We start from the raw sequence: 12,208 nt of genomic DNA on the forward strand, positions 1-12,208 counted from the left end.
TGAAACTCTGTATTTATATGAACAATTATAGTTTATCACTAATAATATTTAGTCTGTTCCAACCGTTAATTTGGTTTACAACAAAGACAAGATCAATAATTTGTTCTTCATCATAAAATGATTTTAGCCGGTCAATAATTTCAAACTTCTTAAAGTCTTTGATTGAATTTAACATTTCTGCAAATTCAAGCGTCACTTTTTCTTGATCAGTAAATAAATCTAAATGTCTAAAACTCAAGACTTCATCAATTTTCATTTGTGTTACACCCAATTCCTTTAATTCTTTTTTATGGATATCAACACAATAATGACAACCGTTAATTTTTGAAATTAATAACTTAATCAATGCACTAAGTTCATCATTAACGGGTGATTGATGAATAAACTTTTCACCTTGGCTCATTACAGACATTAACTCTCCATTTTGTTTCTTGTAATTATAAGGCATTTGCAATCTCTCCTTTACATTGTTTAATACCAATCCAGTGATACTACACTTCGAACAATATTGGATAGAATTTGAAATTCTGTATAACATCTTGTCAATCTATGCTTTAGTTAAAACATTTAGCGCTTATATTTAAAAAATATATAAAATATGAAAACAGATTGAAAGGATATTATACCTTGCTCTACCCTTTTTTATAAAAAATCACACACATTTGAGAAAATTTGATAATGTCAATAAACCACGTCATCGACATTGTTATTAGGTATATATTGTTCTTATAATGGCCAAACTATTATTCCATTTACATTAATGGGATTCACTTTTGTTAATGTACTGTAAAAAACTGGGGAAGTATTGGTGATGATGAAGTGATTTATATTAATTGCGAAACACCTTCGATAGCAATGACATAGATTATTGGAAGATTAAATCAAAAATAAAGAAGACCCTAGTGGCCTTCTTTTTTGTCTAATTCTTCTTTGATTTTTTCTGGTGATTTTAATTCCTGTGCTGGTTTTAGTAATTCACTTAATTTTTCACTTTCTATCATATCTCCACCAAATTGATAATTATGTTCTGGAGACCCATATGCAACAAAATCAGCTTTTTTGTTTTCATTGATGTAACCTTCAATTACGGCATCGCCCATAGGTCCTCTTTTTAAACTTGTGAAATGCACAGATTTAATCGTGTTTGGTTCTTTAGTATTATGCTTGAGATAAAGTGTAATACGCTCCTGTTGTTCTTTATAGTAAATTGCTTTTTGTTTTTCTTTTTCGTCATATTTCACTTTTAAATAAATGACTGTAGCAACTATACATATACATAATATGACACCAATAATTACAAAAACATGTTTTTTGTTCATTAAAGTAACTCCTAAAATGTGGTGGAAAATGAAAAAATTTTTGTAATTTATAATTATGAACATTACAGATTATAAACCATAACACTAACATCGCCCCATTCATTAACTCGATTGTTAAAATCACCAGTTAGTGAAAATTGTGCAAGGAATAATTGCCTATCATGCTTTTATATCATTATTGCCTTACTAATATTAACAAAACCGATAGCTATTACATTAAATGTCTATCTCCCACACCTCAAACACATTTTTATACAGGACGCACTGTAATTTCATTCACGTTAACGTGACTCGGTTGTGTTAATGCATACAATACCGCTTCTGCAATATCTTGTGGATCAAGCTTTTTACGATCACTTGGATTATATGCGGCAGTTATTGCTGTATCTACCATTCCTGGTGAAATGCTTGTTACTTTAACACCTGTCTTTGCCAACTCTTTTTCTAATCCTTGAGTAATAGTGTGAACTGCTGCTTTCGTCGCACTATAAATCGTGCTGCTTTTCGTTACTTCAAAGCCAGAAATAGATGCAATGTTAATAAGATGGCCACTTGATTGTTCTAACATAGTTGGTAATGCAGCCTGTGCCGTATATAAAGTGCCTTTGATATTCACATCAATCATACTATCCCACTCATCTACTTGATAATCAGTAATCTTAGACGATAACATTTGTCCCGCACTATTGATAACAATATCCAAACCACCGAATGTTTGTTGTGCAATTTTTATCAATTCATCGACTTCTTCTTTTTTCGTTACATCTGTTGGCACTACCTTCACACTATCTTGAGCTAATTGATTCGCCACATTTTGTAGTTTATCTTTATTTCTACCGGCTAAGACAACTTTCGCCCCTTCTTCATGTAGCAATGTTGCAATTGCTTCTCCAATACCACTACCTGCACCTGTAACTACTGCTATTTTATCTGTTAATACTGTCATAATGATCGACTCCTTTGATTCTTTTTATTTTTTCAGGGTAAATCATAAATACATATTACTTTTAAAAAGCGTATCACAATTCATATAACGGTCATAATAACTCGCTTCATTTTCATAGATAAATTACATTACAAGCCATTCGAAATATACAATTAATCGTTGCTTATATTTTTTATTTTTAAAAATGTTGAAAAATCGTCACTTCTTTATTGTAAAAACATTATATTAGTACTAAAGTTAATACTGTGATTTATCATTCGATTGAATGATTAGAGGGAGGAATAAAACATGACATATCATGAGCGTGTTTTAGCATTAAGAGCTGAAAGTAAAAGAACCGCATTTGATTTTCGATTCGAAGATTTATTTAGCAAAGAAGAATGGCTAAGTATGTCGCTTGCAGAAAGACAAAAAGCTGAAAAAGCATTTCGACACGAAGTTAAAAATATGGACGATGTAAGAATGCCCTTCTCAAGTGTCCATGACGCCCAAGTAAAATTATATAATGTTGTATATTCTTATAACGGCATTAAACGTAATTTTAAACAAGTTGAAAATGAAGGATTCTAATATCATTTCGTTTATATATGACATGATAGAATTTTATATGTAAATCTTGTAGGTAATCGTTTTAAAAATAATATAAGCATGACTAAAGCCACATCCAATATAGGACGTGGCTTTTAGTATCGTTCCAGATTTGTGGGGAGTTAGGGTTTACTTAATTAAAGGGGTCTGCCCTCAATTGCTCACCAACGAGGGCAAGTTACATCAATCACACTTCAATTGCCGCCGACTAGGGGTAGTAATCATTGGCAATAAGAACTAGTTAGTGACTAACGATTTACGTTCCATAGCAAAGTGATACAAACGCTCAGCATCAATGTAAGGCATAGAATCAATAGTTAGGTAACCATCTTTGATGTCACCAATTAATCCTTGATTTACACCAGTGTTCACGTAAATATCATAGCTACTTACGTCTGAGAAAATAAGCGCTTCAATCTCTTTTCTCATAATCATCACTCCAATGTTTATATATTATTTATATAAACTCTCTCGTCTCTCTCTATTTATTAACTTCTTACAAGTCTAATATTACATGAATTTCCAAATAAATAAAGAGTTTTGTGATGTATTTCACAAATTCATCACTATTTTGGAAAATTAAGAAATATTTAATTATATAAAAGTTTAATAAGTAAGAAAATATGATAAAATGTAGATGTTCTTTAGACATTAAAAGCTTCTAACATGATATGGAATCCGAGGTTCCGATATCACATTAGAAGCTTTTTTGTTGCGGTGCTTATATTAATAATGGCATGAATGAACGCATGCTGTCTTAGTTTCAGGAATCGGCTAGAATATTAAACTTCCGTTCTTTGAATATTTTTTAATTTCTTACTAATATCATCCAGTTCATTCTTCGCCTTTTTAACCCAATCTCCTTGAGCTACATTATCAAATTCACCTTTAATTTTTTTGAAATGGCTACCTATATTTCACAGCTCACTTTAGATATCGAACTTGTTTCTTCAGAGTTACTTGTTATATTACCAGGTTTTATTTGATATTCAGTTTGACTCATAACTTGTACCCTCACTTGGAGTATATTGTACAGAATCTGTAAAATAAATGTTTTCTTCTTTATTTTCTACAAAGGTAAATTCTAGATTTTTTGATCCTACTGATGAACCTTTTAAATCTCCATCACCTTTTATTAATAATTTCGGAGCTTTGTTGGTTGGAATATTATATCTTTTTCGAAGTTGCTTCACATTGTAGTCATCGTTTTTCAATTGATATTTTGCGGAATAACTTGGAACATTAGGATTATATGAAATGTCACCATCTTTATAATCATTAATATCTTTAAAGTCACCGTATTGTACAAAAAACTTAAAGTCTTCAATTTCTTTTCTTAATTTATCATCAGCTATCGGTTTGGTTGGAATGATTCTATTATGTTCCATTTTCACTGGATATTTTGTATCTTTACTATGTGAATACCCTTTACTATCCTCGGTTATTTCTCTAACAACAAAATTACCTTTCGTTGTTCTAGTATTACGATTTATATAGAGCACCATTCCTCTAGATTCCATATTGCTATTATTTGTCTCAATAATCATTTTAGAGTGAATTATCCAAGTGCCTTTGTCACCCTTTTCAAACTCTTCATCTCGAAAACCTTCCTTATCATAAAAGTCTTCAATATTTTTGGTTGGATACAAGCTCAATGTTTTGTTGAAATTTTCTTTAATTTGTTTATCTTTACTACTTTCTTCTTTTTTCATTCCGCAAGCGCCTATAAAAACAGATAGTATTATCAGGCATAGACACAATTTTAACCTTTTTGAATGAATCATCATTTCTCCACCTTATATTTTTAATACTGACTCAATCTTTAATTTATACATTTAAAGCGAAAAATTTTTTAACACTTTATGAAATTTTCAATCCAAACTTCTATTAACCCTATTTAGTTTGACTCATAACTTGTATCCTCGCTTGGAGTAAATTCAACCGAATCTGTAAAATAGATATTCTCTCTTTTATTTTGTACAAAGGTAAATTCTAAGTCTTTAGAGCCTATGGATGAACCTTTTAAATCGCCATCACCTTTCAACAATAGTTCTGGTGCTTTTTTAGTCGGTATATCATATCTTTTTCTTAATTGTTGGATATTATAATCATCATTACTTAATTGATATTTTGCCGAATAACTTGGTACGTTTGGATTGTATGAAATATCCCCATTTTTATAATCTTTAAAATCTTTAAAGTTGCCATATTGTACAAAAAACTTGAAGTTTTCAATTTCTTTTTTTAACTTCTCGTCTTTTATAGGTTTTGTTGGTATGATTTTATTATGTTCCATTTTTACAGGGTATTTCTTTTTATTATCAATGGGTCTACCATCGTTATCATCTGTAATTTCATTGACAATAAAATTACCTTTTGTTGTCCTAGTATTGCGATTGATATAAAGCACCATTCCTCTCGTTTCCATATTTTTCCCTTTTGGCTCGATAACCATTTCAGAATAAATAATCCAAGTCCCTTTATCTCTTTTATCAAATTCTTGATCGCGAAAACCTTCCTTATCGTAAAAGTCTTCAAGATTCTTGGTTGGATACACATTTAATGTTTTATTAAATGCTTCTTTAATTTGAGCGTTTCGACCATTTGTTTTTGTCATAATGACATAACCTACAATCAATATAATGAGTAATACCAAACATATACCGAGCGTTAATTTCTTTGAATGAATCATCATTTCTCCACCTTATATTTTTAATACTGACTCAATCTTTAATTTATACATCTAAAGAGAAAAATTTTTTAACACTTAATGGAATTTTCATTCCAAATTTCTATTAACTCTATTCAGTAGGTTTGAAATTAATACTATCAGAAAAATAGATGTTTTCTTTTTTATTTTCGACAAAAGTAAATTCTAACTCTTTAGACCCTACAGATGAGCCTTTTAAATCACCATCGCCTTTTAATAACATTTTCGGTGCTTGTTTCGTTGGTATGTCATATCTTTTTCTTAACTGTTGCACATTATAATCATCATTCCTCAATTGATATTTTGCCGAATAACTTGGCACATTTGGATTATATGAAATGTCACCATCTTTATAATCATTAATATCTTTAAAATTGCCATATTGTACAAAAAATTTAAAGTTTTCAATTTCTTTTTTCAACTTGTCATCTTGTATTGGCTTCGTTGGGATAATTTGATTATGTTCCATTTTGACTGGATATTTTTTTCTTTTTCATACGTTTTTCCTTTTGTTTCACTTACAAAAAAATAACCTGTTGTCCTTTTTGTATTTCTATTCATATATAGAATCATTCCTCTTGATTTTAAACTTTCTCCCTTTAATTGAATATTCATTTCAGAGCTGATTATCCAAGTACCTTTGTCTCCTTTGTCAAATTCTTGATCTCGAAAGCCTTCTTTATCGTAAAAATCATCGAGATTTTTGGTTGGATATAATTTTAATGTTTGATTAAATGTGTCTTTAATTTGGGCGCTTCGACTATTTATTTTTGTCATAATGACATAACCTACAATCAATATAATGAGTAATACCAAACATATACCGAGCATTAATTTCTTTGAATGCATCATCATTTCTCCACCTTATATTTTTAATACTGACTCAATCTTTAATTTACACAACTAAAGCGAAAAATTATTTTGAACACTTTATGAAATTTTCATTTCAAACTTCTATTAACCCTATTCAGTAGGTTTGAAATTAATACTATCAGAAAAATACACATTTTCTTCTTTATTTCTTATAAAGTTAAATTCTAGTTCTTTAGAACCTACGGATGAGCCTTTTAATCGCCATCACCTTCATACAGTTTGAAGTCATATTTACCAATTGTAAATGACGACTAGATGATATATAGTTCAAGAAACATCAAAATTCGTTAAAACATAATCAAATTTTATTATGTTCAAAACTTTATTTTCCAAAAAATAAAAAAGAAGTTAAACAAAGATTGGTTGCTTAACTTCCATTATTGAATTCATTAGTCCGATTTGACATAGATCCCGAAAAATAATGGCTAATAGCCACTTATAGTCGAAATTACGAACTATATAATTCATTTATTATTAAATGGATTATATACTTATTGTGTTTCTTAATACCTTTTTATACTTTAATATCTTGAATTTTTTCTAAATCATTACTAATATCTTTTAATTCGTCTGTGGCATTTTTCACCCAAGCCCCTTGTGCCGCATTTTTAAAATCATCTTCAAATTTTTTGAAATGACTTACCATTTGGTCAAGTAATATTTTCTCATCACTTTTCAGCTTATTTTGATGATCATGATGCATACGAACATGTTCAGGCGCAATAACCTCACTAATCTGTTCTTTTTCCTTCATTTGTTCCAATACTGCTAAATCTGGTAAACCACTAAAATCAAGTCCCACGCTTATTCATCTCCTTCAATTCTGTCAGATTGTTTTAGATATTCTCTTCTTAACTCATCTTTATAATCTTCTAATTTCATTTCGTGATGTCGGATACGTTGATTCGTTTCTCTATCGAAAGATTCTATAATACGTGTCATCCTGATCATAGCGTCTTCACTATAATTCATTTTATGTTTGAGATATAAGAAATGATCATACATTTGTTCACATTTCTTGCGTGTTTGATGTCTTAATTCATCAATTTGATTGAATGCATCATTCAATTGTTTTCTTTCTTCATCATAGGCATTTTCAAGTTCATTAATATTTTTATACGTAGTAAACATTACATCATCCCATCAATCTGGCTCGCTAACATTTGGTCATTAGAAACAATTGCTTCGATACTCTGTTTAATTTTTGCGATATAGCCATTACAATTTTTATAAACATCATTTAATTTCTTTATCTTATCATCAATTTTTCTTTTGGGATCTGTTTCAAGTTTACTTTCATACGCGCCACCTTTTCTTAATTCATCTATAACCTCTTCAGAGGTTAATTTTTCACCAATTTCATTTCCAACTTCTTGCGCTTTTTTCCAGTTGTCTCCAAATTTATGTGCCATCGCGTGATACATTTTTTTCAAATGTTGGCTTTCTTCATTCACTAATTGATTTAAGCCTTCGGCAATGGTTAGTGCTGTTAAAGCTTCTAATAATTGTTGTTGGGAGGAAGAGAGTGATCCACCCGTTGTTTGAATCCAATTCGCTCTTAACGTCTCTACTTTATGTAATCTATGCCTCGTTTGTTTACGAACGGATTTTAATGCTTTATTATTTTCGTCTTGGTAGCCTTTAACTTTGTTTAATTCAGCTAAGATTATAGCCTGTGTTCTGCTCATTAAAATACCACTCATTGCATGGCCTTCTCCATTTTTAAGTACTATTTTTTCTCCAGCAGTTTCATATAAATGATTGCGGACACCTGCATCTAATTCGTCTTCATCAGACACAAATCTTACAATGTGACCATCGTACTTTTCAATCAATTTTTTAAGTTCTTCTTGATCGGCATAAAGGCCGCTCACATCTTTGATCGCTAATGGAGCTGGATTATACACAACGATATGTTTAATATCATTACTCATACCTAAAATCATCGCATCTCTACCGCCCAGCGAATGTCCGGTAATAATATCAATATCATAGTCTTTTTTGATATTTTTGATAAAGTCTTGGGTATTTTTATAATGTGGATCTTTATCTGTGACGGAATGAAGGCCAATATTGACATCGGCCCCAATATCCTTTAGCGTTTCACTCACATCTATATATCCTTGATAAGAAGGAACACCAAATGTTTGTTTTAATATTGCGTCTTTGTGTACATTAGTACCTGTCATACCTAAAGTAACTTTGCCAGTGTCTTTATTTAAAAAGGCGCTTGTAGTCGTGCCTGTTTTGGGGTCCGTATAACTTTTAAGATATGAAAGATTTTTAGGGAATTTATTTTTTTCTTGTAACTTTTTAATTTGTTTATCAATTTTATTTTGTTTTAAACCACTGTTATTTGCGTTTTCTATTTCATAACTTATATTAGATACTGTACTTGTTTCTTCAGAGTTACCTTTTATATTGCCAGATTTTATTTGATATTCCGTTTGACTCATGATTTATCATCCTCGCTAGGTGTAAATTCGACCGAATCTGAAAAATAGATATTCTCTTCTTGATTTTCTACAAACGTAAATTCTAGATCCTTAGATCCTACGGATGAGCCTTTTAAATTGCCGGATCCTTTCAATTTTAATTCGGGCGCTTGTTTGGTTGGAATATGATATCGTTTTCTTAACTGTTGAACATTATAGTCATCATTATTCAATTGATACTTTGCAGAATAACTTGGCACATTAGGATTATATGAAATATCACCATTTTTATAATCTTTAAAATCTTTAAAATTTCCATATTGTACAAAGAACTTAAAGTTTTCAATCTCTTTTTTTAACTTGTCATCCGGTATAGGCTTTGTTGGAATAATTCGATTATTTTCCATCTTGACAGGATATTTTTTTTCTTTACTACGTGAATATCCTTTACTATCTTCAGTTATTTCGGTGACAATAAAATTACCCTTCGTTGTTCTAGTATTGCGATTGATATAGAGCACCATTCCTCTCGATTCCATATTTTTCCCTTTTGGTTCGATAACCATTTCAGAATAAATAATCCAAGTCCCTTTATCTCTTTTATCAAATTCTTGATCTCGAAAACCTTCCTTATCGTAAAAATCATCGAGATTCTTGGTTGGATATACACTTAATGTTTTGTTGAAATTTTCTTTAATTTGAGCGTTTCGACCATTTGTTTTTGTCATAATGACACAACCTCCAATCAATATAATGAGTAATACCAAACATATACCGAGCGTTAATTTCTTTGAATGAATCATCATTTCTCCACCTTATATTTTTAATACTGACTCCGTTTTTAATATTTACACCTATTACGAAAAATTGTTTTGAACAAATGAATTTAATTGTAATTATTTTGTTTTTCAAATCTTCTTATCAGAATTATAAAACAATTAAATCAAAAGATAAAGTTTGTATGATTTACAATTAATTCCAGGAATTATCTTTATTATCTTTTACCTAATTAGAGCTTTATGAAAATTTAATTCCAAACTTCTATTAACCCTATTCAGTAGGTTTGAAATTAATACTATCAGAAAAATACACATTTTCTTCTTTATTTCTTATAAAGTTAAATTCTAGTTCTTTAGAACCTACGGATGAGCCTTTTAAATCGCCAGATCCTCTCAATTTTAATTCCGGAGCCCTTTTGGTTGATATATCATATCTTTTTCTTAATTGTTGGACATTATAATCATCATTATTCAATTGATAGTTTGCGGAATAACTTGGTACGTTAGGATTGTATGAAATATCCCCATCTTTATAATCTTTAAAATCCCCATATTGTACAAAGAACTTAAAGTTTTCAATCTCTTTTTTTAACTTATCATCCCTTATGGGCTTCGTTGGAATAATTTAATTATGTTCCATCTTGACAGGGTATTTTTTATCTTTATTATGGACGTATCCTTTTTTGTCTTCTGTTGTCTCACTTATTAAAAAATATCCCTTAGCTGTTCTAGTGTTACGATTGATGTAAAGTACCATCGCTCTGGATTTTAAGGCTCCCCCTTTTAATTGGATATTCATTCCAGAATTAATAATCCAAGTCCCTTTATCTCTTTTATCAAATTCTTGATCTCGAAAGCCTTCCTTATCGTAAAAATCATCGAGATTCTTGGTTGGATATAAACTCAATGTTTTGTTGAAATTTTCTTTAATTTGTTTATCTTCTTTCACGTTACACGCGCTAATAAAAACAGCTAATAATACTAAGTACAGCCAAATCCTCAACTTTCTTGAGTGAATCATCATTTCACATCCCCATTTTATTTTTGACTCAAAGTTAAGTTCAAATTATATAGCATAGTCGATAAATTTGAACCTATTAAATCATATTAAAATAAAAACGCCATGCGAATCTCAAATCATTATCGAGGCTCAAAAACCTAATAATAAAATGAAATCACATGACGCTACCTCCATTTTATAAAATTGTATATATTAAAATAATACGCTGATAAATACTGGTCAATATACAATAATCTATGAATCTTTAGTATACAAACTTGTTAAATCAAACGCACTCTACATTTGATTTATTTAAAATAAACGTAGCTGACTGAATTCATCATTTGTAATACTATCAATTTTTTCAATTTGATTACCTATTCTAGTAATCAAAGGCACAACAAGAGCATTGCCCATACAAAAGTATCTCATCTTAATTGGCATACCTTCTGTCCAATTATCTGGAAACCCATTCAACCTTTCTGCTTCAATAGGTGTCAAAGTTCTATAAACACCATCTACGTTTAAAAAATGAGTACTTCTATTAATAGATGATTCACTTGTAAGCATTGTTCTTGCAGGTAACTCTAATGAATCTGTTTCAGACATACCACCTTCTGAAAAATAATATTCATGACCATCTTTAGTAGTTCGTTTAATCTTTTTGGGTCCTCTTAAATATTTAAATTTATCAATTTGATCTTGATTTAATGAAAAACCATCATCTACATTACTTTCAATAATTTCTCCTAAGGTTACTGATTTTTCATATTTTGGTATTGTGTCAATAGTTAAAATTTCTCCATTTTTCATGATTCCACTATTATAAAATTGAAAACTGAAATTATCTGAAATATCGACTATATCATGAGTAATATGAGTCCTATTTACTCTATTTTTATTGGCATAATCTTCAATCGGAAAAGCTTCAGCAAACAAACCATTGTGATATATAATTTTATCCAACGGACTTTCTTCCATAGCTTTGCTATAGTTTAAATCTTGCTTATATCCAAATATAAATACCCTTCTACGTCTTTGAGCATTGCCATAATCAGCAGCATTAATCACGCGCCATTCAACATTATAGCCTAACTCATTTAAGGTTGATAACATTACAGCAAAGTCTCTCCCTCTCTGACTCGAAGGTGATTTCAATAATCTATCAACATTTTCAAGCAACAAGTATTTAGGAAATGTATTTTGAATATATCTAATAATTTGCCAGAATAAAACGCCCTTTTTTCCTTGTATTCCTAATTCTCCATTTAAACTCCTTGCAACTGAATAATCTTGGCAAGGAAATCCTCCTACAATCATATCAGCTTCAGTATTTGCCATTTCTTCATCAGATACCTGGGCAATATCCTTATTACTATGGATGCCGTTCTTAAATCTTTTACTATAACAATCAAATGCATGTTGGATTTTTCGTGAGGGCTCCCATTGATTTGCCCAAGTTATGTCAAATATACCATTTTTCGTATTTTCTAAACCTAAACGAAACCCGCCTACACCCGCAAACAATTCTACTACTTTAATTTTATTCATTAGGCGA

General features: G+C 30.2%; 12 protein-coding genes and 4 pseudogenes. 2 read left to right on the forward strand and 14 right to left on the reverse strand.

The window, feature by feature from the left end; translation table 11 throughout:
* Nucleotides 1–25: 25 nt before the first annotated feature.
* From IDG63_RS00985 to IDG63_RS00995, 3 genes are all read right to left on the reverse strand, one after another.
* Complete coding sequence (locus IDG63_RS00985; protein ID WP_001146762.1) at nucleotides 26–448, reverse strand: carboxymuconolactone decarboxylase family protein; 423 nt, start codon at nucleotides 446–448, stop codon at nucleotides 26–28.
* Between the two features lie 451 nt (nucleotides 449–899).
* The gene (locus IDG63_RS00990) at nucleotides 900–1,319 is read right to left on the reverse strand and encodes a DUF1433 domain-containing protein (protein WP_001034771.1); all 420 of its coding nucleotides are present in this window, start codon (nucleotides 1,317–1,319) and stop codon (nucleotides 900–902) included.
* 250 nt (nucleotides 1,320–1,569) lie between these two features.
* Complete coding sequence (locus IDG63_RS00995; RefSeq protein WP_000217449.1) at nucleotides 1,570–2,265, reverse strand: SDR family oxidoreductase; 696 nt, start codon at nucleotides 2,263–2,265, stop codon at nucleotides 1,570–1,572.
* A 288-nt stretch (nucleotides 2,266–2,553) separates the two neighbouring features.
* Here IDG63_RS00995 and IDG63_RS01000 point away from each other — a divergent pair, with 288 nt between their 5' ends.
* On the forward strand, nucleotides 2,554–2,835 hold the full coding sequence (locus tag IDG63_RS01000) for a single-stranded DNA-binding protein (protein ID WP_000220938.1): 282 nt from the start codon (nucleotides 2,554–2,556) through the stop codon (nucleotides 2,833–2,835).
* Nucleotides 2,771–2,952, forward strand: a pseudogene (locus IDG63_RS01005) (hypothetical protein). Before IDG63_RS01000 ends, IDG63_RS01005 begins: the two are co-directional and overlap by 65 nt.
* A gap of 138 nt (nucleotides 2,953–3,090) precedes the next feature.
* On the opposite strand, the gene IDG63_RS01010 reads toward IDG63_RS01005, so the two are convergent.
* From IDG63_RS01010 to IDG63_RS01065, 11 genes and pseudogenes are all read right to left on the reverse strand, one after another.
* Nucleotides 3,091–3,282 (reverse strand): hypothetical protein, encoded by a 192-nt coding sequence (locus IDG63_RS01010; RefSeq protein ID WP_001224379.1) that lies wholly within the window; start codon nucleotides 3,280–3,282, stop codon nucleotides 3,091–3,093.
* A 560-nt stretch (nucleotides 3,283–3,842) separates the two neighbouring features.
* On the reverse strand, nucleotides 3,843–4,637 hold the full coding sequence (locus tag IDG63_RS01020; protein WP_000581905.1) for a tandem-type lipoprotein: 795 nt from the start codon (nucleotides 4,635–4,637) through the stop codon (nucleotides 3,843–3,845).
* Nucleotides 4,638–4,750: 113 nt separating this feature from the next.
* Nucleotides 4,751–5,545, reverse strand: a complete 795-nt coding sequence (locus tag IDG63_RS01025) for a tandem-type lipoprotein (RefSeq protein ID WP_000581898.1) — start codon at nucleotides 5,543–5,545, stop codon at nucleotides 4,751–4,753.
* 109 nt (nucleotides 5,546–5,654) lie between these two features.
* Nucleotides 5,655–6,418 (reverse strand): annotated as a pseudogene (locus IDG63_RS01030) (tandem-type lipoprotein).
* Nucleotides 6,419–6,526: 108 nt separating this feature from the next.
* Nucleotides 6,527–6,634: pseudogene (locus IDG63_RS01035) on the reverse strand (Csa1 family protein); the annotation flags it as partial.
* Nucleotides 6,635–6,950: 316 nt separating this feature from the next.
* Nucleotides 6,951–7,238 carry a hypothetical protein gene (locus IDG63_RS01040; protein WP_000521958.1) on the reverse strand — a complete coding sequence of 96 codons (288 nt, stop codon included), beginning with the start codon at nucleotides 7,236–7,238 and terminating at the stop codon, nucleotides 6,951–6,953.
* A 2-nt stretch (nucleotides 7,239–7,240) separates the two neighbouring features.
* Nucleotides 7,241–7,567, reverse strand: coding sequence for a hypothetical protein (locus IDG63_RS01045; RefSeq protein ID WP_000495498.1), 327 nt, complete (start codon nucleotides 7,565–7,567; stop codon nucleotides 7,241–7,243).
* Nucleotides 7,567–8,892, reverse strand: a complete 1,326-nt coding sequence (locus IDG63_RS01050; protein WP_000083863.1) for a hypothetical protein — start codon at nucleotides 8,890–8,892, stop codon at nucleotides 7,567–7,569. The genes IDG63_RS01045 and IDG63_RS01050 overlap by 1 nt, the downstream gene beginning before the upstream one ends.
* Nucleotides 8,889–9,674 carry a tandem-type lipoprotein gene (locus IDG63_RS01055; RefSeq protein WP_000581876.1) on the reverse strand — a complete coding sequence of 262 codons (786 nt, stop codon included), beginning with the start codon at nucleotides 9,672–9,674 and terminating at the stop codon, nucleotides 8,889–8,891. The genes IDG63_RS01050 and IDG63_RS01055 overlap by 4 nt, the downstream gene beginning before the upstream one ends.
* 247 nt (nucleotides 9,675–9,921) lie before the next feature.
* Nucleotides 9,922–10,671 (reverse strand): annotated as a pseudogene (locus IDG63_RS01060) (tandem-type lipoprotein).
* A 291-nt stretch (nucleotides 10,672–10,962) separates the two neighbouring features.
* Nucleotides 10,963–12,201 carry a DNA cytosine methyltransferase gene (locus IDG63_RS01065; protein WP_001033636.1) on the reverse strand — a complete coding sequence of 413 codons (1,239 nt, stop codon included), beginning with the start codon at nucleotides 12,199–12,201 and terminating at the stop codon, nucleotides 10,963–10,965.
* Nucleotides 12,202–12,208: the final 7 nt, after the last annotated feature.

The organism is Staphylococcus sp. EG-SA-14 (genome assembly GCF_017151935.1).
Lineage (GTDB): Bacteria > Bacillota > Bacilli > Staphylococcales > Staphylococcaceae > Staphylococcus > Staphylococcus aureus.